We start from the raw sequence: 23,205 nt of genomic DNA, 5'->3' as shown, positions 1-23,205 counted from the left end.
CGCTTGCGCGGGTGAACGCCACCGACCGCACCCCCGCCGACCTGCTGGCTTCCGCGCTCGCCGCGGACCCCGGGCGCCCCCTGGTGACCTTCTACGACGACGCCACGGGCGAACGGGTCGAATTGTCCGTGGCCACCTTCGCCAACTGGGTGGCCAAGACCTCGAACCTGCTCCAGGACGAACTCTCCGCCGAGCCCGGGGACCGGGTCGCGCTGCTGCTGCCCGCGCACTGGCAGACGGCGGTGTGGCTGCTGGCGTGCGCGTCGGTGGGCGTGGTCGCGGACATGGCCGGCGATCCGGCGGCGGCCGACGTCGTGGTGAGCGGGCCGGACACGCTGGACGCGGCGCGGGCCTGCTCCGGGGCGCGGATCGCGCTGGCGCTGCGGCCGCTCGGGGGGCGCTTCCCGCAGCCGCCGGAGGGCTTCGCCGACTACGCCGTGGAGGTGCCGGGGCAGGGGGACCGGTTCGTGCCGTACGCGCCGGTCGACCCCGAGGAGCCCGCGCTGATCGTGGCGGGGCGGGAGTTCACCGGCGCGGAGGTCGTCGAGCGGGCGCGCGCGCAGGCGTCGGCGCTCGGCCTGACGGGGCCGGGATCGCGGATCCTGTCCGGGCTGCCGTACGACACGTGGGAGGGGCTGAACGCCGGGCTGTACGGGCCGCTCGCGACCGGCGGCTCGGTGGTGCTGTGCCGGAACCTGGACCGCCTGGACGCGACGGCCCTGGACAAGCGCATCGAGGCGGAACGGGTCACGGCGACGGCACGGTAGCCGCGCCCCGGCCGCGTCCCCCGTCCGGCCCAGCTCCACCCGCCCCCCGCCCGCCGTCCACGGCATCGTCGTAAGGACACGGACGACACGCTCGTACACCACGAGGGGGCCCAGAGGTGACCGAGACCGCGGGAGCGCCCTCCGGAGGACCGGGCGTCCCCGGGCCCCCGGGGCCGGGGGCGTCCGCGGCCGGGGGCGGGCCGGCGCGGCGGCGCCGACAGCGCCTGCGGCGGGGCTCGGCGCTGGCGGTCACCGTCGTCGTCGCCGGCACCGCCGGCGCCGGATGGGCGCTGTACGCGAAGCTGAGCGGCAACATCACCCCGGACGAGGCGGCCGCGGCGGAACTCGCCCGGTACGAGCGGGAACGCCCCACCGCCCTGGTCCGCGACGCGCGGAACATCCTGCTGATCGGTTCGGACGCGCGCTCCGGCGACGGGAACGCCAGCCGCGGGCGGGGCCCGGGCGCCGAGCGGTCCGACGCCACCGTCCTGCTGCACCTGTCCGCGGGCCGGCGCAGCGCCACCGCCGTCTCCGTCCCCCGCGACCTGATGGTGGACGTACCCGGCTGCCGGCGCCGGGACGGCACCCGCGCCGAACCGGTGTTCACGATGTTCAACCACGCCTTCCGCACGGGCGGTTCGGCCTGCACCGTCCGGACGGTCGAGAAGCTCACGGGCATCCGCGTCGACCACTACGTCGTCGTCGACTTCCACGGCTTCAAGGAGCTGGTCGACGCGGTCGGCGGCGTCGAGATGTGCCTGAAGGAGCCGATCGACGACAAGGCCGCCGGACTGAGGCTGCCCGCGGGCCGGGTGCGGCTCGACGGCGAACGGGCCCTCGGCTACGTCCGCGCCCGCAAGTCCCTCGGCAACGGCAGCGACACCGCGCGGATGGAACGGCAGCAGCGGTTCCTCGGGGCGCTGGTCGACACGGTGCGCGACGACGGCGTGCTGCTGAACCCGGTGAAGCTGTACCCCGTGCTCGACGCGGCCACGTCCGCCCTCACCACCGACCCGGCTCTGGCGAGTCTGCGCGGTCTGTACGAACTCGTGCGCGGGCTGCGGGAGATCCCCGCGGAGCGGGTGCAGTTCCTGACCGTTCCGCGGGAGTCGTACGTCCACGACCCCCAACGCGACCAGCTGGTGAAGCCCGAGGCGGAGAAGCTGTTCGAACGACTGCGGCGGGACGAACCGGTGGTGGTCGCGCACCGGCCCCCGGGGGACTCCGCCGGGAAGAGCCGCGCCGGGGCCGGCGACACGGCCGCCGGGCCGCGCGGCAACGCCCCCGGGCAGCCGTACCGGCCCTCCCGCCAGGAGCCCGGCGGCTACGGCGCGTACGTCCGCGGCGACGGAACGTCCGGGAGGAACCCCGGGGGAAAGCCGCCCGGCGGGCCCGCCGCCGCTTCCCCGGCCCCCACGTTCCGCGGGAACACGGCGGCCGAGGACACCTGCGCGTAAAGCAGACTCCAAGGCGGCTCCAAGGCAACAGATTTTTGTTCAGTGAAATGGGCGGATTGCCCAGGTGTAGGGACGTGGAATGCGTCACCGGCGTCGCCCGACACCGAACCGGGCGGTTAGTGTGAGCGGTCCGGTGTGTCTGACCGCGAGGCTCCGCCCTGGAGGTCACGCACTGCTTGATGAGACCCGAGCGCCTTGGAGGGGAAGGCGCCGCGTGGCCCCGACGGAGGACTCGAACAACCGTGGACGCGCAAGGCCGTGGGCGGGCGGAGAACATCGACCCCGCAGACCAGTGGGTACTCAATCCGGACACCGGCGAATACGAACTGCGACTGGCTCCTTCCGCACCGCAGTCGGCCGTCCCCGGTCCGCGCCGGGCGCGCTCGGCGGGCGCGGCGGTGCGCAGCCGCACGACGGCACCCGGCCGGGACGCTCCCGACCGGGAGGACGCGCCGGGTCCGGAGATCCCGTCGCAGCGCAGGCGCCGCGCCGCGCCCGCCGAGCCGCCGCCGGGGCGGCGCGGGCGCCGGCCGGCGAAGAAGTCCAGGACGAAGAAGGCCCTGGTGTGGACCGGCGGGACGCTGGCGCTGGTGCTGGTCGCCGGGGCGGGGGGGACGTACCTCTACATCGAGCACCTCAACGGCAACATCACATCCGTCTCCGACGACGGCGCGAGCACCGGCGGCTTCAGCAAGGACAAGGCGATCAACATCCTGCTGATCGGCACCGACAAGCGCACCGGCGCGGGCAACGAGAGCTACGGCGACAAGGGCAGCGTCGGACACGCCGACACCACGATCCTGCTGCACGTCTCGAAGGACCGGACGAACGCGACCGCGCTCAGCATCCCGCGCGACCTGATCGTCGACATCCCCGACTGCCCGACGACGCGGGAGGACGGATCGACCGAGGTCATCCCCGGCTCGCAGAACGCCCGCTTCAACTCCAGCCTCGGCCAGGACGGCCGTACGCCCAGCTGCACCATGCGGACCGTCACCGAGCTGACCGGGATCACGCCCGACAACTTCATGGTCGCCGACTTCAACGCGGTCAAGACGCTGACCACGGCGGTCGGCGGCGTCGAGGTCTGTCTGGCCAAGGACATCGACGACCCCGACTCGCACCTGAAGCTCTCCAAGGGCACGCACACCATCCAGGGCGAGCAGGCACTGGCGTTCGTCCGCACCCGGCACGCGGTGGGCACCGGCGGCGACCTGAGCCGTATCGGCCTGCAGCAGCAGTTCCTCAGCGCGCTGATGCGCAAGCTGAAGTCCAACGACACGCTGACCAGCCCCTCGAAGATGATCAAACTGGCGGAGGCGGGCACGGAGGCGCTGACCGTCGACTCCCAGCTCAACAGCATCACCAAGCTGAAGGACCTCGGCCTGGAGCTGGGCAAGCTGAACACCAAGAACCTGACGTTCACCACGGTCCCGGTGCAGGACAACCCCGCCGAGACGGTCAAGGCGACGGTCGTCATCGACGAGTCGAAGGCGCCCCAGGTCTTCGACATGATCAAGAACGATGTGTCGTTCACCGAGGTCAAGCAGCAGAAAGCCGCGGCACAGGCCAAGGAGGAGAAAGCCGCCGCCGCCCGGCTCAAGGGCGCCAAGGCCGACCCCTCCGAGGTGCGGGTGCGCATCCTCAACGGCGGCGCGAAGCCCGGCAGCGCCCAGGAGACCCTGAACTGGCTGCAGAACGACGAGGGCATGACCAAATCGGAGAACGGCGGCAACGCCCCCGAGGAACTGAGCAGGACCACGCTCGAGTACGCCCCCGACCAGGCCGACCAGGCACGCCGCCTCGCCGCCGTCATGGGCCTGCCCGGATCGGCGTTGAAGCCCGGCGAGAGCGTGACCAACGCCCAGGGACTGCCGACGATGACGCTGACCCTGGGCAAGGACTTCAAGGGCGCCGGCGTCTCGCTGACCACGCCGACGAAGGTGCCGGAAGGGGTACCGAAGTCCACCGCGGACAAGGTCGAGTGCGCCAAGTGACCCGACGTGTCCGAGGAACCGGGCGGACCGGCCGGCTGCCGGGCCGTGACGGCGTCACCGGCACCACCCGGCGCGCAACCGGCCGGATAGTGTGAGCATTCCAGTGCCCCACGCCGCGGCCCGTCCGGGCGTCACGCGCGTGGTGACCAGTACCCGTGCGTCTTCCGGGGGGAAGGCGTCACGTGGCCCCGACGGAGGATTCGGACGACCGTGGACGCGCAAGGCCGTGGGCGGGGGGACGACGTCGATCCCGCGAACCAGTGGGTACGCAATCCGCAGACCGGCGCATACGAACTGCGACCGCCCCCTTCCGCACCGCGCCCGGCCGTGCCGGGCCCGCGCGACGGCGCCGCCCGCGGCCCGGACGACGCCGCGCACGACCGCACGGCGGCTCCCGGCCGCGGGATCCCGGCCCCGCGCGGCGGGCGCCGCTCCGCCCCCGAGGGACCGCCGCCGGGGCGGCGCAGACGCCGGCCGGCGAAGAAGCCCCGGGCCCGGAAGGCCGTGCTGTGGACCGGCGGCACCCTCGCGCTGGTCCTGGCCGCCACCGGTACGGCCGGCTACGCCTACCTCCAGCACCTGGAGGGCAACGTCTCCACGACGGACGTCGGCAGCGCGGGCAGGAGCGACTTCCGCACGAACGAGGCCTTCGACATCCTGATCATCGGCACCGACAAACGCACCGGCGAGGGCAACGAGGGCTACGGCGACAAGGGCAGCGCCGGACACGCCGACACCACCATCCTGCTGCACGTCGCCAAGGACCGGAGCAACGCGACCGCGCTCAGCATCCCGCGCGACCTGATCGTCGACATCCCCGACTGCCCGACGAAACAGGCCGACGGCTCCACGAGGACGATCCCCGGCCAGCGAAACGTCCGCTTCAACCGGAGCCTCGGCGAGAGCGGCCGGGACCCGGGCTGCACCATGCGCACGGTGCAGGAGGCCACCGGCATCTCCGTCGACCACTTCATGATGGCCGACTTCAACGCGGTCAAGACGCTCACCACCGCGGTCGGCGGCGTCAAGGTCTGCCTGGAGCACGCCGTCGACGACCGGGAGTCCAAGCTCGACCTGCCCGCGGGCGAGTCCACGGTCCAGGGCGAGCGGGCCCTCGCCTTCGTCCGCACCCGGCACAGCTTCGGCAACCAGGGCGACCTGGACCGCATCAGGGTCCAGCAGCAGTTCCTGGCCTCCCTGATGCGGCAGATGTCCTCCGGCGACACCCTCACCAGCCCCACGAAGCTGCTGAAGCTGGCCGAGGCGGCCAGCGAGGCGCTGACCGTGGACACCGCCATCGGCACGGTGGGCACGCTCAAGGACATCGCCCTGGAGCTGAAGAAGGTGCCGACGAAGAACATCACCTTCACCAGGGTCCCGGTGCAGGACAACCCCGCCGAGACGGTCAAGGCGACGGTCGTCGTCGACGAGTCGAAGGCGCCCCAGGTCTTCGACATGATCAAGAACGATGTGTCGTTCACCGAGGTCAAGCAGCAGAAGGACGCGGCGCAGGCCAAGAAGGAGAAAGCCGCCGCCGCCCGGCTCAAGGGCACCAGGGCCGACCCCTCCGAGGTGCGGGTGCGCATCCTCAACGGCGGCGCGAAGCCCGGCAGCGCCCAGGAGACCCTGAACTGGCTGCAGAACGAGCAGGGCGTGACCAAGTCGGAGAACGCCGGCAACGCCCCCGCCCCACTCGCCGAAACCTCGCTGGAATACGCTTCGGACCAGGCCGATCAGGCACGCCGCCTCGCCGCCGTCATGGGCTTGCCCGGATCGGCGATGAAGCCCGGCGAGAGCGTGACCGGCTCCCAGGGACTGCCGACGATGACGCTGACCCTGGGCAAGGACTTCAAGGGCGCCGGCGTCTCGCCGACCACAGCGACGAAGGCGCCGGACGTGGAGAGGTCCACGGCCGACAAGGTCCAGTGCGCCAGTTGACATCCGCAAGGCAACTGACGGGCCTGTCGTGCGTCTAACAAGGCGTGCGGCAGGCCTGTTCCATGGGCAAGGGCGGGGAGGACGGGAAGTGACGACGCGGAGCGATGTGCGGGGGGACGGGACGCTGCAGGACGTACGGCGCCCTCGCGAGCCCGGCGGGGACGACGGCCCGCCGGCGGCGGACGGCCCCGGCGGGGACGGCGAGGCCGACGCCGGCCCGGTCATACGCCGGCCCCGGCGCAGACACCGGGTGCTCCGGTGGTCGGCGGCGACCCTGGCCGTCCTGATCCTCGGCACGGCCGGCGCCGGATACCTCTACTACCGCCACCTCAACAGCAACATCGAGAAGGACGAACTCAACCTCGGCGACAGCAAGGTCGCCGAGCCGACGCCCAACGCCGCCGGCCAGACCCCGCTGAACATCCTGCTCATCGGCTCCGACGCACGGGACACCAAGGAGAACCAGGAACTCGGCGGCGCCCGCGAGACGTTCGGCTCCACCCCGCTCGCGGACGTCCAGATGCTGGTGCACCTGTCCGCCGACCGCAGCAACATGTCGGTCATCAGCATGCCGCGCGACACCCTCGTCGAGATCCCGAAATGCACCGACCCGGACGACGGCAAGGTCTACCCGGCGAGCAACGGGCGGACGATGGTGAACCAGAGCCTCGGCCACGGCGGCCCCGGCTGCACGGTGGCCACCTGGGAGCAGCTCACCGGCATCCACATCGACCACTTCATGATGGTCGACTTCGCGGGCGTGGTGTCCATGGCGGACGCCATCGGCGGCGTCCCGGTGTGCGTGGACGCCAACATCCACTCACGCGACAGCCAGGGCCACGGCTCCGGCCTGAAGCTGACGAAGGGCACGCACGCGGTGAAGGGCGAGCAGGCCCTGCAGTGGCTGCGCACCCGCTACGGCTTCGAGGACGGCAGCGACCTCGCCCGCGCCAAGGCACAGCACATGTACATGACCTCGATGGTCCGGGAGCTGCGCGAGAACGCCACCCTGAGCAACCCCAACAAGCTGCGCAAACTCGCCGAGAAGGCCACCGAGGCGCTCACCGTCGACCCGGGTCTCGACACCGTGACGAAGCTCTACGACCTCAGCGCCGAACTGCGGAAGGTGAAGCCGGAACGCATCACCATGACCACGATGCCCAACCGGTACGTGGGCGCGCGCGTGGAGCCGACCGAGGACGCCGAGAAGCTGTTCCGGCTGGTGCGCGAGGACATCGCGCTGGACGGCAAGGACGCCCAGGACAAGAAGCGGCCCACGGCGACGGCCTCGGCCGAACCGGCCGCCGCCGACGACGAGATCGCGGTCCAGGTACGCAACGGCACCCGCACCGACACCCGGGCCGCGGTCGCCGGGCGCGCGAACACCGTGGCCGAACTGCTGGTGGACGAGGGCTTCACCCGGGCCGTCGCCGACAACGGCACGTCCCTGAGCGAGGACCGGACGGTCGTGCGCTACCCGAGCGCCGACCTGGAGGGCGACGCGCAGGCGGTCGCCAAGGCCCTGGGGATCCCGGCGAGTTCGGTGGAGCGGACGACGAACGTCTCCGGCGTCACCCTCGTCGTGGGCGCGGACTGGCGCGAGGGCACGGCGTACCGCGCCCCCGAGGACGACGAGGACGACAAGACCCCCGCGTCCGCCGACGCGCTCAACGGGGCGGACGAGGAGGCCTGCATGCGCGTGGACCCGGCGTTCACCTGGTCCTGAGGATCAGCGCGCGCCGGCGTCCGCGCGGACCGCCGGCCGCCGCGACGCGATCACCTTGCGGGCCAGCGAACGCGGACTGGTCAGAAAGCCCCAGCCCCACGACATGTGCATGGTGGCGAGGGCCACCGGGATCCGCAGCCGGGCCTTCAGCGGCAGCCCCCGGCCCGCCGGTACCGACCCGGCGACGATCGCCGCGAGATAGCCGCCGGGGACGACGAAGCCCCACGGGGTGAGCACCGCGCCGATCACGGTCCCGGCCGCGATCGCGCACACCGCCGCCGGCGGGGCGAGGTAGCGCAGGTTGATGGAGCCGGCGTGGTAGCGGGCCACCACGTGCCGCCAGCGGCCGTAGTCCTTGTACTGCTTGGCCAGCGCCCGCACCGACGGCCGCGGCCGGTACGACACCTTCAGCTCCGGCGAGAACCAGATCAGCCCGCCCGCCTCACGGATGCGGAAGTTCAGCTCCCAGTCCTGGGCGCGGATGAACTCCTCGTTGTAGCCGCCCTGCTGCTCCAGCGCCTCGCGCCGGAAGACGCCGAGGTAGACCGTCTCCGCCGGACCCGCCTCGCCGCCGGTGTGGAAGGCGGCGTTGCCGACGCCGATCCGCGACGTCATCGCGGCGGCCACCGCGCGCTCCCAGTCGTTCTCGCCCTCGGCGTGCATGATGCCGCCGACGTTCTGCGCGCCGGTCTCCTCCAGCAGCCGCACCGCCGTGGCGATGTAGTTCGGCGAGAGCATCCCGTGGCCGTCGACGCGGACGACGACCGGATGACGGGACGCCCTGATCGCGGCGTTGAGCGCGGCGGGCGTACGGCCGGACGGGTTGGGCACGGTGCGCACGCGCGGGTCTTCCCGTACGAGCTCGGCGGCGATCTCGTCCGTGCGGTCCGTGGAGGGACCGAGGGCGATCACGACCTCCATCTCGCCGGCGTACTCCTGCGCGAGGATCGCTTGGACGGCCCCGCGCAGATGCCGCTCCTCGTTGAGGACGGGCATGATCACGGAAACGGCGGGGAGCCGCACGTCGGAATTGGCGTTCATCGGTGCTCACGTTACCGCGAACGGGGGACACCGGTGCGCGCCGCCGGGGCGGTACTCCGGGCCACAGATCGTATGGGCCTACGGTGCTCCCGGATCCCGCGTACGGCTCTCGTGGAGGTGCCCGCCTTGCCCATGCCGCCGCCCCGCCCCGACGCCACGCCGCGGCGCCGCCCGCGGCCGTCGCGCCGCCCGCCGCGGCCGCCCGCGGGACGGCCGAAGCCCCGGTGGGCCGTGCGGGCGGTGACCGCGCTGTCCGTGGTCGTCCTCGCCTCCGCCGGGATCGGGCACGCGGTGCTCACCAGCCTGGACACGGACATCGCGCGGGTCGACGCCTTCAAGGACATGAAGAACCGGCCGCGCGCCGGGCACGGCATGAACGTCCTGCTGGTCGGCACCGACGGCCGCGACCGGATCGGCGAGCGGGAGCGGCGCCGGTACCGGCTCGGCGGCGCCCCCTGCCGCTGCACCGACACGATCATGATCGTGCACATCTCGGCCGACCGGGAGCGGGCGAGCGTGGTCAGCCTGCCCCGCGACTCCTACGCCGTCACGCCCGCCCACACCGACCCCGCCACGGGCGAGCGGCACGGCGGGCACCCCGTCAAGCTGAACGAGGCGTACGCGGAGGGCGGGCCGCAGCTGACCATCCGCACCGTCGAGCACATGACCCGCGTGAAGATCGACCACTACCTGGAGATCGACTTCGCCAGCTTCATGAAGACGGTGGACGTCCTCGGCGGCGTGCGGATCTGCACCGCCAGGCCGCTGAAGGACGACCACACCGGGCTCGACCTGCCGCCCGGCACCCACCGGCTGACGGGCGGGCAGGCCCTGCAGTACGTCCGGGCCCGGCACCTCGACGCCGCCTCCGACCTCGGCCGGATGCGCCGCCAGCAGCAGTTCCTGGCGGCGCTCGTCGACCGGGCGGCCTCCTCCGGGGTCCTGCTGAACCCGATCAGGTTCCGGGAGGTGACCCGGGCGGTGCTGGGCTCGGTACGGGCCGACGAGGACTTCGGCACGGACGAACTGCTGGCCCTGGGGCGGGCGATGCGGAACCTCTCCCCCTCCTCCTCCGAGTTCACCACGGTGCCGATCGGGCGGATGGAACACGTCGTCGAGGGCATCGGCTCGACGCTGAAGTGGGACCCCGCCGCGGCCGGACGCCTCTTCCGGGCGCTGCGCGAGGACCGGCCGCTGGCCGTGCGCCACGACAGGCCCCGCCCCGCGGCGCCGGCCGTCGAGGTGGCCCCGCAGCTGATCCACGTCCAGGTGGAGAACGGCACGCCGACGGCGGGCCTGGGCCGGCGGGTGGACGCCCAGCTGGCCGCGGCCGGATTCCGCACGACCCGGACGCCGGTGAACGCCGCCGAGCGCGATGTGCGGCGCACCGTCGTGGCGTACGACCCGCGCTGGGACCGCTCGGCGAAGTCGCTGGCCGCGGCGCTGCCCGGCAGCGAGCTGCGCGCGGTGACGGGCCTCGGACCGACCCTGCGGGTGATCGCGGGCGCGGACTTCCGGCAGGTGCGCGCGGTACGGGCCGAGCAGCCGGTCCAGCCCGGGGGCACGGTGGTGCGGGGCGACGAGGTGGTGTGCCGCTAGCCACGGCCGCCCGGCCGCTCCTCGCATGGCGGACTCCCCGCCTCCGTCCCGTGGCGGGGACGGCCGGACGGGCGTACGACGGAAGGAGACGGGGTCGGTCCGCGACCCCGCCACCTTCGAGGAGGACACCATGCAGCAGCCCGCTCCCATGACCGCCATGAGCCAGGAGATGCAGGACTGCGTCGAGGCGTGCATGGCCTGCCACACCATGTGCGAGGAGACCATGAGCTCCTGCCTGCAGATGGGCGGCCAGGCCCAGATGCAGATCATGCGCGCGCTGATGGACTGCAGCGAGACCACCCGGATGTGCGCGGACATGATGATGCGCCGCTCCCCCCTGGCGGCCGACATGTGCGCCCTGTGCGCGAAGGCCTGCGACATGTGCGCCGAGGCGTGTATGTCCCTGCCGGACGACCCGCAGATGATGCGCTGCGCCGAGGCGTGTCGCCGCTGCGCCGAGCTGTGCCGCACGATGGCGGGTGCCCGGATGTGACCCCCGCCTGAGCGCGACGGGGGCGTCCCTCCGGCCGGAGGGACGCCCCCGCCACGTCCTCAGTCGCCGGAGACGGTGACCTTCTCGTCGTTCTTCAGCTGCTCCACCAGCGTCTTCATCTTGGCGGTGTCCCACTGGAGGTTGCCGTTCGCGGCGTTGCCCGCGATCGGCATGTTCATCGACGTGCCGTCGCCGCCGCTGACGCCCTTCATCGCCCAGAACATGTCGGCCAGGTCGAACAGGCCCATGTCCTTGTCGACGACCAGGGAGTCCAGGCCGGCGCCCATCGTCGGGTACAGCCGGAACGGGTTCAGGACCGTGGACGGGGTCGCCACCTGACTGGCGAGGGCCGAGAGGAACTTCTGCTGGTTCTTCGTCCGGTCCAGGTCGGAGCCGGCCAGCGCGTACCGGGTGCGGACGAAGGCGAGGGCCTGCTCGCCGTCGAGGGTCTGCCGGCCCTTCTTGAAGTCGGCGCCGGACTTGGCGTCCTTGATGTCCTGCGGGATGTCCATCTCGACGCCGCCGACCGCGTCCACGATGTTCGCGAAGCCGGCGAAGCCGATCTCCACGTAGTGGTCGATGCGCAGGCCGGTGTTGTACTCGACCGTGCGGACCAGCAGCTCGGGGCCGTCCTCGGCGTACGCCGCGTTCAGCTTCACCTGACGGCCGGTGCCCTGGTAGAGCTTGCCGGAGTCGGAGCCCCGGAAGGAGGGGATCGTGACGTTGGAGTCGCGCGGCAGCGAGATCAGGGTCGAGCCGTTGCCGCCGGTGTGCAGGATCATCATCGAGTCCGTGCGCTTGCCCTCCGCGGACCCGGTGTGCAGCTTCTTCTTCTCCTCGGCGGACATGCCCTCACGGCTGTCGGAGCCGACGATCAGGTAGTTCGTGCCCTCGCCCGCCTCCGGCCGGTCGATGACCTTCGACAGGTCGACCTCGCGGTTGAGCTTGGAGTCGGCCCAGAAGTAGGTGCCGACGGTCGTGACGACCAGCACCGTCGCCGCGGTGATCGCCGTCACCTTGATCCGGCGCCGCCAGTCCGGGGCGGGACGGCCCGCCCGCGGACCCGCGGGGCCGCCGCCCGAGGGCGTGCCGTAGACCTGGCCGGTGTTGTAGCCGCTGTCGTACCCGCCGTGCGCGGGGTCGCCGTAGCCGTCGTGGCCGCGGCCGTCGGCGTACGACGGCTGCCGCGGCACTCCGCCGCCGCGCGGGCCCGCGCCGGGAGGCGCCGCCGGACCCCGGCGGACCTGCCGCATCACGCGCGCGCCCTCGGGCCGTGCGCTCGCGCTGCCGCGTCCGTACCCATTGCCGCGGTCGCCGCGGTTGTCGTCGGACCATCCCTCGGGCCAATCGTTCATGGGCCCAGTGTGCCGGGCGCCGCTGTGCGCCTTACAAGGTTCGGCGGAAAATAGGGGCCGTGCTGTTGCGAAGATGACACAAATCGGCCGGATGCCGACGCGGCATAAGGTGGAGGCCATGACAGACCAGGCCTCAGCCACGGAGTCCGGAACCCCGGAGACTCCGGACATACCGGGCAAGCCGACCTCGGCGTCCCGGACGACCCTCAGCCACATCATGACCCACCACGACACCAATCTGCTGGGCACGGTGCACGGCGGGGTGATCATGAAGCTGGTCGACGACGCGGCGGGCGCCGTGGCCGGACGGCACTCCGGCGGACCCGCCGTCACCGCGTCCATGGACGAGATGGCCTTCCTCGAACCGGTCCGCGTCGGCGACCTGGTCCATGTGAAGGCCCAGGTCAACTGGACCGGCCGGACCTCCATGGAGGTCGGCGTGCGGGTACTGGCCGAACGCTGGAACGAGTCCGCGCCGCCCACCCACGTCGGCTCGGCCTACCTCGTCTTCACGGCCGTCGACGCGGACGGCCGACCGCGCCGGGTACCGCCGGTGCTCCCCGAGACCGAGCAGGACAAACGCCGCTGGCAGGAGGCCCAGATCCGCCGCACCCACCGCCTGGCCCGCCGCCGCGCGATCATGGAGCTGCGCGAGAAACGGGCGGCGGAGGGGTTCGAGGACTGAGGTCCGCGGGCAGTCCGCGGGCACGAAAAGGGCGGCCGGAGGACTCCGGCCGCCCTTCCCGCCCGACCGGCCGTCAGGGCAGGTTGCGGGCCATCACGATGCGCTGGACCTGGTTGGTCCCCTCGTAGATCTGCGTGATCTTGGCGTCGCGCATCATGCGTTCCACCGGGTAGTCGCGGGTGTAGCCGTAGCCGCCGAGGAGCTGGACCGCGTCCGTGGTGACCTCCATGGCCACGTCGGAGGCGAAGCACTTGGCGGCGGCGCCCTGGTAGGTGAGGTCGGCGTCGCCGCGCTCGGAGGCGGCGGCGGCCTGGTAGGTCAGGGCGCGGGCGGCCGAGATCTTCATGGCCATGTCGGCGAGCATGAACTGGATGCCCTGGAAGTCGGCGATCGGCTTGCCGAACTGCTTGCGCTCCCGCACGTAGCCCTTGGCGTAGTCGAGGGCGCCCTGGGCGATGCCGAGGGCCTGGGCGGCGATGGTGATGCGGGTGTGGTCCAGGGTCTTCATCGCCGTGGCGAATCCGGTGCCCTCCGCGCCGATCATGCGGTCGGCGGGGATGCGGACGTTGTCGAGGTAGACCTCGCGGGTCGGGGAGCCCTTGATGCCGAGCTTCTTCTCCGGGGCGCCGAAGGAGACGCCCGGGTCGGACTTCTCCACGACGAAGGCCGAGATGCCCTTGGAGCGCTTGTCGGGGTCGGTGACCGCCATCACCGTGTAGAACTCGGAGACGCCGGCGTTGGTGATCCAGCGCTTGACGCCGTTGAGCACCCAGTGGTCGCCGTCGCGGACCGCCCGGGTCCGCATGCCGGCCGCGTCCGAGCCGGCCTCCGGCTCGGAGAGGCAGTACGAGAACATCGCGTCGCCCTTGGCGAGCGGGCCCAGGTACTTCTTCTTCAGTTCCTCGGAGCCGGAGAGGATCACCGGCAGCGAGCCCAGCTTGTTCACCGCGGGGATCAGGGAGGAGGAGGCGCACGCCCGGGCGACCTCCTCGATCACGATGACGGTGGCCAGCGCGTCCGCGCCCGCGCCGCCGTACTCCTCGGGGACGTGCACGGCGTGCAGGTCGTTCGCGACGAGGGCGTCGAGCGCCTCCTGGGGGAAGCGGGCCTCCTCGTCCACCGCGGCGGCGTGCGGCGCGATCTTCGCCTCGGCCAGCGCGCGGACGGCGTCGCGGAGCATGTCGTGCTCCTCGGACGGGCGGTACAGGTCGAAGTCAGCCGATCCGGCCAAGGTCTCTCACGCTCCAAGGACGACGCAGTGCCTGAGGCTAATTACCGTTAAGTAACCCGAATTTTAGGGGCCCGCCCATCCGAGTGATACGTGAGCTTCGCGACAACCGCGAAAGTGCCCGGTGAAGCCCTTTCCCACGCCCCGGCTATGCTCGGGCACCGCAGCATCGCCGTCCCTCACTGGAGCACCCATGGCCCTCAGGATCACCGTGATCGGCACCGGCTACCTCGGCGCGACACACGCGGCGGCCATGGCCGAGCTCGGGTTCGAGGTCCTGGGGCTCGACGTCGTCCCGGAGAAGATCGACAAGCTCCGGCGGGGCGAGGTCCCGATGTACGAGCCGGGGCTGGAGGAGCTGCTGCGCCGGCACGTCGCCGGGATCGAGGGGTCCAGCGGGCGGCTGCGGTTCACCATGGACTGGGCCGAGGCCGGGGAGTTCGGCGACGTCCACTTCATCTGCGTCAACACCCCGCAGCGGCACGGCGAGTACGCCTGCGACATGAGTTACGTCGACTCCGCGATCGCGTCCCTGGCGCCCCATCTGAAGGGTCCCTGCCTGGTCGTCGGCAAGTCGACCGTGCCGGTCGGCTCCGCCGACCGGCTGGCCGCCTACCTCGCCGCGAACGCGCCGGCCGGCGGGGACGCCGAGCTGGCCTGGAACCCGGAGTTCCTGCGCGAGGGCTTCGCCGTCGAGGACACCCTCCACCCCGACCGGATCGTGGTCGGGGTGCGCAGCGAGCGCGCCGAGAAGCTGCTGCGCGAGGTGTACGCCGGGCCGGTCGCGGAGGGTTCCCCGTTCGTCGTCACGGACTTCCCGACCGCGGAGCTGGTGAAGACGGCCGCGAACTCCTTCCTCGCCACCAAGATCTCCTTCATCAACGCGATGGCCGAGGTGTGCGAGGCGGCGGGCGGCGACGTGGCCAGGCTGGCGGAGGCCATCGGGTACGACGACCGGATCGGCAAGAAGTTCCTGCGGGCCGGGATCGGCTTCGGCGGCGGGTGCCTGCCCAAGGACATCCGGGCGTTCATGGCGCGCGCCGGTGAGCTGGGCGCCGACCAGGCGCTGACCTTCCTGCGCGAGATCGACTCCATCAACATGCGCCAGCGCGGCCAGATGGTGGAGCTGGCCCGGCAGGCGCTGGGCGGCGGGCCGTTCCTCGGCAAGCGGGTCGCCGTGCTGGGCGCCACCTTCAAGCCGGACTCGGACGACGTGCGGGACTCGCCCGCGCTCAACGTGGCCGGACAGATCCACCTGCAGGGCGGGCAGGTCACGGTGTACGACCCCAAGGGCATGGACAACGCCCGCCGCGTCTTCCCCACCCTCGGTTACGCCGGCTCCGCGCTGGAGGCCGTGCGGGGCGCGGACGTCGTGCTGCACCTGACGGAGTGGCGGGAGTTCCGCGAGCTGGACCCGGAGGCGCTCGGCGAGGTCGTGGCGGCCCGGGTGGTCCTGGACGGACGCAACGCCCTGGATCCGGAGCGGTGGCGCAGGGCCGGGTGGACGTACCGGGCGATGGGCCGGCCGAACGCCTGACGGGCGCGGGGAGCGCCCGCGGCCGGGCTCCGGCCGGTCCGGGATCCGGCCGTCGTCCGCCCTGTGGACGGCACCGGCCGGGCCGGGGTTCCGCCGGGCCGGGGTTCCGCCGGGCCGGGGTTCCGCCGGGCCGGGGTCTCGCCGTCCTCCGTCCCGGGGTGGTGCCGGCCGGGCCGGGGCCTCGTCGCCTTCCTCCGCTCCGTGGCGTGGCCGTGTCCGGGTCACGTCCCCTCCGTCCGGTTCGCCCGGTACCGGCGCATCTTCGCGCGGGCCCCGCACACCTGCATCGAGCACCAGCGGCCGCGTCCGGCCGGGCTGCGGTCGTAGTACGCCCAGTGGCAGTCGGCGGCCTCGCAGGCCTTGAGCCGGGTCCAGGTGCCCGCGATCAGCGCCTCGGCGACGGCCGCGGCGACGCGGGGGAGCAGGGGGCGGGCGTCGGCGGGGGCGAGGGCGGCCGAGCCGTCGGCCGGGTCGACGGTCACCACCAGGGGCGCGGCGGCCAGCAGTTCGCCCAGCGGGGTCACCGCGCGGTGCGGCGGGTGGCCGGCGTGGGCGAGCAGGGCCGCGCGCAGGGATTCGCGCAGTTCGCGGGCGGCGGGCAGGCCGTCCTCCGGGAGGCCGAACCGGGCCCTGCCCTCCGCCGTGTCGAGCGAGTCGGCGCCCGTCTCCACGTCCAGCGTGTTCACCAGGGACTGGATCAGGGCCAGGCTCCCGGGCGCGGGCGCTCTCTCACTCATGCTTGCGACGTTACCCCTCATGGGGGAGCATGCAGTAACCGTTACCGGTTACTCGGCCCTATGGGTAACCACAGGGGTCCTTGCGGGCCCGTGGACGACTTCGAGGAGGAAGTCATGGCTGTCGCCGAGCTGGGCGCCGTCGTCCTGGACTGTCCCGATCCGCGCGCGCTGGCCGGGTTCTACGCCCGGGTGCTGGGCGGGACCGTGGAGGGCGAGGGGGACTGGGTCGACCTGAAGCTGCCGGGCGGGCGGACGCTCGCCTTCCAGGCCGCCCCGGGGTACGTACCGCCGCGGTGGCCCTCGCCGGAGCACTCGCAGCAGTTCCACCTGGACCTGGACGTGCCGGACCTGGACGCGGCGGAGAAGGCCGTGCTGGAGCTGGGCGCGAAGCCGCTGGACGCGGAGGACCGCTCGCGCAGCTTCCGGGTTTACGCCGATCCGGCCGGGCACCCGTTCTGCCTCTGTGCCTGCTGACATCAGGAGGTTCCATGGCATCCGTGGCCCGTCTGCGTTCCGTGGTCGTCGACTGTCCCGAGCCGGCGAAGCTGGCCCGCTTCTACGCGCAGGTCGCGGGCGGCACGCCCGAGGAGGAGAGCCCCGACTGGGTGGTGCTGCAGGTCCCCGGCGGGCCGCGGCTGGCCTTCCAGCGGGTGTCCGGGCTGACCCCGCCTCGGTGGCCGCGCTCCGACCGCGACGCGCAGCAGTTCCACCTGGACTTCGACGCCGGGTCCACCTGGGAGGAGGTCGACGCGGCCCACGAGAAGGTGCTGGCGCTCGGCGCGCGCCCGCTGGACCTGGAGGACCGGGAGAAGAAGGACTTCCAGGTGTATGCCGATCCGGCCGGGCACCCGTTCTGCCTGTGCCGGATCGAGCACGGCTGAGGGGCACCGGCCGCGCCCTCGGCGCCGTCAGCCGTCCAGCGCGGTGATCGTCGCGGTCGACGGCTGGCGGCGCTGCTGTGTCGCGCGGGCGGTGAAGTCGCCGCCGCGCAGTACGCGCTGGACGTTGCCCCAGGTGAGCAGGGCCAGGTCGGTCTCCGTCCAGCCGCGGCGGAGCAGTTCGGCGATCAGGCGGGGGTAGCCGGAGATGTCGCCGAGTTCCCGGGGGTGGGCGCCGGGGGCGTCGTAGGTGCCGGACAGGCCCACGCAGGCGGGGCCGGCGATCTCGCGCACGTGGTCGAGGTGGTCGGCGACGTCGCGGACCGTCGGCCCGGTCTGCTCGGTGGTCAGCGGCACCATGCACAGGCCGCCCGCGGCGCCCAGGTCGGCGAGCAGGTCGTCGGGGAGGTTGGCCGGGTGGGGGCGCAGGGCGCGGGCGGCGGAGCGGGTGCACAGCACCGGCGCCCTGGAGACGGCGAGAGTACGGCGGATCGTCTCCGGGTGGGCGCCGGAGAGGTCGGCGAGCACGCCGAGCCGGTTCATCTCGCGCACGGTCTCCTCGCCGAACCGGGTCAGTCCGGTCTCGCCCGCCCAGGACACGCCGGTCAGGGTGAGGACCTGCAGCCCGAGGGTGTGCAGGGAGCGCAGGATGCCGAGGGAGTCGCCGAGGGCGGTGGCCGGGGCGGGGCCGAGCAGGACGGCGACCCGGCCGCAGTTGCGGGCGTCCGCGGTCCGGCCGGCCCCGTGGGCCGGGCGCAGGTGCTCGGGGAGGCCCCGGGCGACCGTCTTGACCAGGTCCATCTGTTCGAGGGTGGTGCCGACGGCCTGGTCGCCGTACCGGCCCTCGGGCAGGTGCAGCGCGCAGAACAGGGCGCCCACGTGCCCCTGGCGGAGCCTCGGCACGTCGGTGTCGACGGCGCTCTCGCCGAGTTCCAGGTCGTACCAGGACAGGTGCCTGAGCGCCCAGGGCAGCCCGTTGTAGCCGTCGGCCACCGGGTGGGCCGCGAGGAGGGCGCGGGCACGGTGCAGCAGTCCCTCGTCGAGGTCGCAGACGGACGGGTACGGCTCCGGCGGGAGGGGCGGGGCGCCGGGCCCGGGGAACGGCTCGGACGGGTCGTCGAGCTCGCCGGCCGCTGGGGCGGGATGCAGGTCGTCCTGGAGGTCTGCCATGGCGGGCTCCGTACGGTCGTCGTGCAGTACGGTCACCGTCGCACGGCGCCTGGGGCCGTTCCTGGTGGGTGGCGCGTTCGGGGGTACGCCGGTTCAGCGGCCCCGGGCCGCGTCGATCACCTCGTCCAGCGTCTCCCGGGAGCGCAGCAGGTCGGCGATCATCCGGTCGATGCGGGCGCGTTCCTCGGCGAGGGCGGAGACGAGCCGGGGGGTGGCGACGGCGGAGGGGCCGCCGTCGGCGTCCCGCATGCACGGCAGCAGCTGTGCGATCTTCGAGCTGCTCAGCCCCGCCGCGAACAGCTCCTGGATCCGGACGACCCGGTCGACCGCGGCCTCGGGATACTCCCGGTGCCCGCCGGGTGTCCGCCCGGACGCCAGCAGGCCCTGCTTCTCGTAGTAGCGCAGCGACCGCTCGCTCACGCCGGTACGCCGGGCCAGTTCGCCGATCCGCACGGTCCCCCCAGGGACTTGAATCTGACATGGGTGTCAACTTCTAGCGTATCGGCATGACGCACACGACAGCGCTCTTCGAGCCTTTCGGCCTCGGCCCGCTGGCCCTCCCCAACCGCCTGGTGATGGCCCCGCTCACCCGCAACCGCGCGGCCGCCGACGGCACTCCCACCCCGCTGATGGCCGCCTACTACGCCCAGCGCGCCACCGCCGGCCTGATCATCGCCGAGGCCTCGACGCCGAACGCGACCGGGCAGACGTACCCGAACATCACCGCGATCCACGCACCGGGCCACGTGGCCGGCTGGCGCCGGGTGACGGACGCCGTGCGGGCGGCGGGCGGCGGGCCGATGTTCCTGCAGCTCCAGCACGGTGGCCGGGTCGGGCATCCGGCCACCAGCGGCCTGACCCCGGTGGCGCCCTCGCCGGTTCCTCTGCCGGAGACGATCTTCACGCCCGAGGGGCACCGGCGGGCCGTCGTCCCGCGGGAGATGACCCTCGACGACATCCGTGCCACCGTCGCCGACTTCGCGGCCGCCGCCCGCAACGCGATCGAGGCGGGCTTCGACGGCGTGGAGGTGCACGCGGCCAACGGCCACCTGCTGCACCAGTTCCTCGCCGGGAACACCAATCTCCGCACGGACGACTACGGCGGGTCGGTGGCCGGGCGGATCCGGTTCGCGGTGGAGGTGGTCGAGGCCGTGGCCGCCGGGATCGGCGCCGGCCGGGTGGGGGTGCGCGTCTCCCCGGGCAACACCGTCAACGGCATCGCGGAGACGGACACGGACGTGCTCCACCCCGCGCTCGTCGAGGCGCTGGCGGGACGGGGACTGGCCTATCTCCACCTGGCGTACGCCGACCCGGACGTGCCCCTCTTCCGGCGGATCCGCGCGGACTGGCCGGGGACCCTCGTCGCCAACCCCGTGCTGCCGGAGATCTCCACCGAGGCGGTGCTCCAAGGGTCCGCGCGCCTGCTGGCCGCCGGGGCCGACCTGATCGCCCTCGGCCGGCCCTTCCTCGCCAACCCCGACCTGGTGGCGCGGCTGCGGCTGGGCGCGCCGCTCAACCCGGTCAGGGACCGGTACCTGATGTACGTGGGCGGGGCGGCCGGCTACACCGACTACCCCGCCCTCGACGAGGCCGGGGCTCAGCCGTCCAGGTCCTCGATGCGGGCGTGGGACGGGGCCCGCGTGGTCTGAAGGTCCCGGGCCACGTCCTCGGCCGCGCCCAGCACCCGTACCGCGTTCTGCCAGGTCAGCTTGGCCAGGTCGGTCTTCGACCAGCCGCGGCGGAGCAGTTCGGCGATGAGGTTGGGGTAGCCGGAGACGTCGTCCAGGCCGTCCGGGGTGAAGGCGGTGCCGTCGTAGTCGCCGCCGATGCCGATGTGGTCGACGCCGGCGGCCTCCCGCATGTGGTCGAGGTGGTCGGCGACCGTGGCGGCCGTGGCGACCGGGCGCGGGTGCCGCTCCTCGAAGGCGCGGTGCACCTTCATCGCCTCGGGGGTGGTGTCCAGGGGGTGGAAGCCGTGCGCGCGCATGTTCGCGTCGGCCTCGGCCGTCCACTCCACGGCCGCCTGGAGCACGAACTTCGGCACGAACGTCACCATCGCCACGCCGCCGTTGGCGGGCAGGCGTTCGAGGACGTCGTCCGGGATGTTGCGCGGATGGTCGCAGACGGCCCGGGCGGAGGAGTGGGAGAAGATCACCGGCGCGGAGGTGGTGTCCAGCGCGTCCCGCATCGTCGTGGCGGCGACGTGGGAGAGGTCGACCAGCATGCCGAGCCGGTTCATCTCCCGTACGACCTCGCGGCCGAAGGCCGACAGCCCGCCGACGCCCGGTTCGTCCGTCGCGGAGTCGGCCCAGGGCACGTTGTCGTTGTGGGTGAGGGTCAGGTAGCGCACGCCGAGCGCGTGCAGCCCGCGCAGCGTGCCGAGGGAGCAGGCGATGGAGTGGCCGCCCTCGGCGCCCATGAGGGAGGCGATGCGGCCCTGTTCCCGCGCGGCCTCCAGGTCGGCGGCCGTCAGCGCGGGCGCCAGGTCCCGCGGGTGGCGGGCCAGCAGCTGCCGCACGCAGTCGATCTGTTCGAGGGTGGCCGCGACCGGGTCGGGCTCGTCGGTGCGCACGTACACCGACCAGAACTGCGCGCCGACCCCGCCCGCGCGCAGCCGCGGGATGTCGGTGTGCAGGTGGGCGCCCTGGTCGACGGCGATGTCGCGGGCGTCGAGGTCGTAGCGGACCTGCTCGCGCAGCGCCCAGGGCAGGTCGTTGTGCCCGTCGACGACGGGGAACTCGGCGAGGAGGGCGCGGGCGTCGTCGTGGGCGGTCACCGGCGTCACTTCCCGAAGCCGAAGCCGCCGCCCGTGCCGTCCACCTTGGCGCGCAGGCGTCTGCCCTTCTCGGTGGCCTGGTCGTTCAGGTCCTGCTGGAACTCGCGCATCCGCTGCAGCAGGTCCTCGTCGTGCGCGGCGAGCATCCGGGCGGCGAGGAGGCCGGCGTTGCGGGCGCCGGCGACGGAGACGGTCGCGACCGGGACGCCGGCCGGCATCTGCACGATCGACAGCAGGCTGTCCATGCCGTCGAGGTACTTCAGCGGCACGGGCACGCCGATCACCGGCAGCGGGGTCACGGAGGCGAGCATGCCGGGCAGGTGGGCGGCGCCCCCGGCCCCGGCGATGATCGCCTTCAGTCCGCGGTCGGCGGCCTGCTCCCCGTAGGCGATCATCTCGCGCGGCATGCGGTGCGCGGAGACGACGTCGACCTCGTAGGCGATCTCGAACTCGTCGAGGGCCTTGGCGGCGGCCTCCATGACGGGCCAGTCGGAGTCCGACCCCATGACGATGCCGACCGAGGGCAGGGGGCGCGCGTCGGCGCTGGTCGCGAAGCGGTGGTCGGGCGACGGGTGGGCCGGGCTCATTCGGTGATCGTGCCTCTCAGGTAGCCGGCAGCGTGACGGGCGCGTTCCAGCACGTCGTCCAGGTCGTCGCCGTAGGTGTTGACGTGGCCGACCTTGCGGCCGGGCTTCACGTCCTTGCCGTACATGTGGATCTTGAGCTGGGGGTCGCGGGCCATGCAGTGCAGGTACGCGGAGTACATGTCCGGGTAGTCGCCGCCGAGGACGTTGACCATCACCGTCCACTTCGCGCGCGGGCGGGGGTCGCCGAGCGGCAGGTCGAGGACGGCCCGGACGTGGTTGGCGAACTGGGAGGTGATCGCGCCGTCCATCGTCCAGTGGCCGGAGTTGTGCGGGCGCATCGCGAGCTCGTTGACGAGGACGCGGCCGTCGCGGGTCTGGAACAGCTCCACGGCGAGGTGGCCGACGACGCCCAGTTCCTTGGCGATGGTCAGGGCCATCTCCTCGGCCCTGAGCGCGAGGTCCTCGTCCAGGTCGGGGGCGGGGGCGATGACCGTGTCGCAGACGCCGTTCACCTGCCGGGACTCGACCACCGGGTAGGCGACGGCCTGGCCGTGCGGGGACCGCACGACGTTGGCGGCCAGCTCGCGCACGAAGTCGACCTTCTCCTCGGCGAGGACCGCGACGCCCGCGCGGAACGGCTCGGCGGCCTCCTCGACCGAGTGCACGACCCACACGCCCTTGCCGTCGTAGCCGCCGCGGACGGTCTTCAGGACGACCGGGAAGCCCTCCCCTTCCGCGGCGAAGGCGGCCACGTCGTCCGGGTCGGAGACGATGCGGTGCCGCGGGCACGGCACGCCGATCGCGGTGAGCTTCGCGCGCATCACGCCCTTGTCCTGGGCGTGCACCAGCGCGTCGGGCCCCGGGCGCACGGGGATGCCGTCCGCCTCCAGGGCCCGCAGGTGCTCGGTGGGCACGTGCTCGTGGTCGAAGGTGATCACGTCGCAGCCGCGCGCGAAGTCACGCAGCGTGTCCAGGTCGCGATAGTCGCCGACGACGACGTCGTTCACCACCTGCGCCGCGGAATCCTGGGGCGTGTCACTGAGGAGCTTGAACCTGATGCCCAGCGGGATGCCCGCCTCGTGTGTCATACGAGCGAGCTGGCCCCCGCCGACCATGCCGACTACCGGGAACGTCACGCTCCTAGGGTATCGGCCGCGCCACGGTGCCCTGTTTCCGGCCTCCGACCGGCCCCCGGAACCCGTCCACAGGAAGATCGCACGGGTGGGTGGTTAGC

At 72.8% G+C, this 23,205-nt stretch carries 21 protein-coding genes; 12 read left to right on the top strand and 9 right to left on the bottom strand.

Annotated elements, in window-relative coordinates; genetic code table 11:
* The first annotated feature begins 11 nt into the window (after positions 1 to 11).
* The 5 genes from ABD363_RS25005 to ABD363_RS24985 all read left to right on the top strand — a co-directional run bounded on the left by ABD363_RS25005 (position 12) and on the right by ABD363_RS24985 (position 7,885).
* Positions 12 to 767: a TIGR03089 family protein gene (locus tag ABD363_RS25005; RefSeq protein WP_344607362.1), complete on the top strand. Its 756-nt coding sequence runs from the start codon at positions 12 to 14 to the stop codon at positions 765 to 767.
* A gap of 116 nt (positions 768 to 883) precedes the next feature.
* A complete protein-coding gene (locus tag ABD363_RS25000; RefSeq protein WP_344607360.1) occupies positions 884 to 2,224 on the top strand; it encodes an LCP family protein in 1,341 nt (446 codons plus the stop codon).
* A 242-nt stretch (positions 2,225 to 2,466) separates the two neighbouring features.
* Positions 2,467 to 4,221: an LCP family protein gene (locus ABD363_RS24995; RefSeq protein ID WP_344607358.1), complete on the top strand. Its 1,755-nt coding sequence runs from the start codon at positions 2,467 to 2,469 to the stop codon at positions 4,219 to 4,221.
* Between the two features lie 210 nt (positions 4,222 to 4,431).
* Positions 4,432 to 6,159, top strand: coding sequence for an LCP family protein (locus ABD363_RS24990; RefSeq protein WP_344607356.1), 1,728 nt, complete (start codon positions 4,432 to 4,434; stop codon positions 6,157 to 6,159).
* A 106-nt stretch (positions 6,160 to 6,265) separates the two neighbouring features.
* Complete coding sequence (locus ABD363_RS24985; protein WP_425578024.1) at positions 6,266 to 7,885, top strand: LCP family protein; 1,620 nt, start codon at positions 6,266 to 6,268, stop codon at positions 7,883 to 7,885.
* Between the two features lie 3 nt (positions 7,886 to 7,888).
* Here ABD363_RS24985 and ABD363_RS24980 read toward each other — a convergent pair whose 3' ends face one another.
* Complete coding sequence (locus ABD363_RS24980; RefSeq protein WP_344607354.1) at positions 7,889 to 8,926, bottom strand: glycosyltransferase family 2 protein; 1,038 nt, start codon at positions 8,924 to 8,926, stop codon at positions 7,889 to 7,891.
* A 126-nt stretch (positions 8,927 to 9,052) separates the two neighbouring features.
* Between ABD363_RS24980 and ABD363_RS24975 the strand changes: the two genes are divergently transcribed.
* Complete coding sequence (locus ABD363_RS24975) at positions 9,053 to 10,525, top strand: LCP family protein (protein ID WP_486388797.1); 1,473 nt, start codon at positions 9,053 to 9,055, stop codon at positions 10,523 to 10,525.
* A 130-nt stretch (positions 10,526 to 10,655) separates the two neighbouring features.
* Entirely contained in the window at positions 10,656 to 11,018 is a 363-nt protein-coding gene (locus ABD363_RS24970) for a four-helix bundle copper-binding protein (protein WP_344607352.1), read from the top strand.
* A gap of 59 nt (positions 11,019 to 11,077) precedes the next feature.
* On the opposite strand, the gene ABD363_RS24965 is transcribed toward ABD363_RS24970, so the two are convergent.
* Positions 11,078 to 12,373: an LCP family protein gene (locus tag ABD363_RS24965; RefSeq protein ID WP_344607350.1), complete on the bottom strand. Its 1,296-nt coding sequence runs from the start codon at positions 12,371 to 12,373 to the stop codon at positions 11,078 to 11,080.
* Between the two features lie 118 nt (positions 12,374 to 12,491).
* On the opposite strand from ABD363_RS24965, the gene ABD363_RS24960 reads away from it, so the two are divergent.
* Positions 12,492 to 13,058 carry an acyl-CoA thioesterase gene (locus ABD363_RS24960; protein WP_344607348.1) on the top strand — a complete coding sequence of 189 codons (567 nt, stop codon included), beginning with the start codon at positions 12,492 to 12,494 and terminating at the stop codon, positions 13,056 to 13,058.
* A 73-nt stretch (positions 13,059 to 13,131) separates the two neighbouring features.
* Here ABD363_RS24960 and ABD363_RS24955 read toward each other — a convergent pair whose 3' ends face one another.
* Positions 13,132 to 14,289: an acyl-CoA dehydrogenase gene (locus ABD363_RS24955; RefSeq protein ID WP_344607346.1), complete on the bottom strand. Its 1,158-nt coding sequence runs from the start codon at positions 14,287 to 14,289 to the stop codon at positions 13,132 to 13,134.
* Positions 14,290 to 14,479: 190 nt separating this feature from the next.
* Between ABD363_RS24955 and ABD363_RS24950 the strand changes: the two genes are divergently transcribed.
* The gene (locus ABD363_RS24950; protein WP_344607344.1) at positions 14,480 to 15,823 is read left to right on the top strand and encodes a UDP-glucose dehydrogenase family protein; all 1,344 of its coding nucleotides are present in this window, start codon (positions 14,480 to 14,482) and stop codon (positions 15,821 to 15,823) included.
* Positions 15,824 to 16,044: 221 nt separating this feature from the next.
* On the opposite strand, the gene ABD363_RS24945 is transcribed toward ABD363_RS24950, so the two are convergent.
* Entirely contained in the window at positions 16,045 to 16,560 is a 516-nt protein-coding gene (locus ABD363_RS24945) for a CGNR zinc finger domain-containing protein (RefSeq protein WP_344607342.1), read from the bottom strand.
* Positions 16,561 to 16,674: 114 nt separating this feature from the next.
* On the opposite strand from ABD363_RS24945, the gene ABD363_RS24940 reads away from it, so the two are divergent.
* The gene (locus tag ABD363_RS24940; protein ID WP_344607340.1) at positions 16,675 to 17,034 is read left to right on the top strand and encodes a VOC family protein; all 360 of its coding nucleotides are present in this window, start codon (positions 16,675 to 16,677) and stop codon (positions 17,032 to 17,034) included.
* Positions 17,035 to 17,048: 14 nt separating this feature from the next.
* Complete coding sequence (locus ABD363_RS24935; RefSeq protein WP_344607338.1) at positions 17,049 to 17,441, top strand: VOC family protein; 393 nt, start codon at positions 17,049 to 17,051, stop codon at positions 17,439 to 17,441.
* A 27-nt stretch (positions 17,442 to 17,468) separates the two neighbouring features.
* Here ABD363_RS24935 and ABD363_RS24930 read toward each other — a convergent pair whose 3' ends face one another.
* Both ABD363_RS24930 and ABD363_RS24925 read right to left on the bottom strand, forming a co-directional pair.
* Entirely contained in the window at positions 17,469 to 18,608 is a 1,140-nt protein-coding gene (locus ABD363_RS24930) for a dipeptidase (protein ID WP_344607336.1), read from the bottom strand.
* A 93-nt stretch (positions 18,609 to 18,701) separates the two neighbouring features.
* Positions 18,702 to 19,061 carry a MerR family transcriptional regulator gene (locus tag ABD363_RS24925; RefSeq protein WP_344607334.1) on the bottom strand — a complete coding sequence of 120 codons (360 nt, stop codon included), beginning with the start codon at positions 19,059 to 19,061 and terminating at the stop codon, positions 18,702 to 18,704.
* Between the two features lie 53 nt (positions 19,062 to 19,114).
* Between ABD363_RS24925 and ABD363_RS24920 the strand changes: the two genes are divergently transcribed.
* A complete protein-coding gene (locus ABD363_RS24920) occupies positions 19,115 to 20,257 on the top strand; it encodes an oxidoreductase (RefSeq protein WP_344607332.1) in 1,143 nt (380 codons plus the stop codon).
* Here the strand turns inward: ABD363_RS24920 and ABD363_RS24915 are convergent.
* The 3 genes from ABD363_RS24915 to ABD363_RS24905 all read right to left on the bottom strand — a co-directional run bounded on the left by ABD363_RS24915 (position 20,206) and on the right by ABD363_RS24905 (position 23,107).
* Positions 20,206 to 21,384, bottom strand: a complete 1,179-nt coding sequence (locus tag ABD363_RS24915) for a dipeptidase (RefSeq protein ID WP_344607330.1) — start codon at positions 21,382 to 21,384, stop codon at positions 20,206 to 20,208. The two genes, ABD363_RS24920 and ABD363_RS24915, sit on opposite strands and share 52 nt — an antisense overlap.
* A 5-nt stretch (positions 21,385 to 21,389) precedes the next feature.
* On the bottom strand, positions 21,390 to 21,890 hold the full coding sequence (purE, locus tag ABD363_RS24910) for a 5-(carboxyamino)imidazole ribonucleotide mutase (RefSeq protein ID WP_344607403.1): 501 nt from the start codon (positions 21,888 to 21,890) through the stop codon (positions 21,390 to 21,392).
* Between the two features lie 77 nt (positions 21,891 to 21,967).
* The gene (locus tag ABD363_RS24905; protein ID WP_344607328.1) at positions 21,968 to 23,107 is read right to left on the bottom strand and encodes a 5-(carboxyamino)imidazole ribonucleotide synthase; all 1,140 of its coding nucleotides are present in this window, start codon (positions 23,105 to 23,107) and stop codon (positions 21,968 to 21,970) included.
* Positions 23,108 to 23,205: the final 98 nt, after the last annotated feature.

The organism is Streptomyces glaucus (genome assembly GCF_039533365.1).
Taxonomy (GTDB): domain Bacteria; phylum Actinomycetota; class Actinomycetes; order Streptomycetales; family Streptomycetaceae; genus Streptomyces; species Streptomyces glaucus.
This window is presented reverse-complemented; position numbering and strand designations above follow the sequence as displayed.

Bases quoted from the DNA above. Each gene is read 5' to 3' on its own strand.
- ABD363_RS24930 (WP_344607336.1), bottom strand. From the start codon at position 18,608: ATGGCAGACCTCCAGGACGACCTGCATCCCGCCCCAGCGGCCGGCGAG.
- ABD363_RS24920 (WP_344607332.1), top strand. From the start codon at position 19,115: ATGACGCACACGACAGCGCTCTTCGAGCCTTTCGGCCTCGGCCCGCTG.
- ABD363_RS24970 (WP_344607352.1), top strand. From the start codon at position 10,656: ATGCAGCAGCCCGCTCCCATGACCGCCATGAGCCAGGAGATGCAGGAC.
- purE (WP_344607403.1), bottom strand. From the start codon at position 21,890: ATGGGGTCGGACTCCGACTGGCCCGTCATGGAGGCCGCCGCCAAGGCC.
- ABD363_RS24965 (WP_344607350.1), bottom strand. From the start codon at position 12,373: ATGAACGATTGGCCCGAGGGATGGTCCGACGACAACCGCGGCGACCGC.
- ABD363_RS24940 (WP_344607340.1), top strand. From the start codon at position 16,675: ATGGCTGTCGCCGAGCTGGGCGCCGTCGTCCTGGACTGTCCCGATCCG.
- ABD363_RS24945 (WP_344607342.1), bottom strand. From the start codon at position 16,560: ATGAGTGAGAGAGCGCCCGCGCCCGGGAGCCTGGCCCTGATCCAGTCC.
- ABD363_RS24960 (WP_344607348.1), top strand. From the start codon at position 12,492: ATGACAGACCAGGCCTCAGCCACGGAGTCCGGAACCCCGGAGACTCCG.
- ABD363_RS24935 (WP_344607338.1), top strand. From the start codon at position 17,049: ATGGCATCCGTGGCCCGTCTGCGTTCCGTGGTCGTCGACTGTCCCGAG.
- ABD363_RS24980 (WP_344607354.1), bottom strand. From the start codon at position 8,926: ATGAACGCCAATTCCGACGTGCGGCTCCCCGCCGTTTCCGTGATCATG.
- ABD363_RS24950 (WP_344607344.1), top strand. From the start codon at position 14,480: ATGGCCCTCAGGATCACCGTGATCGGCACCGGCTACCTCGGCGCGACA.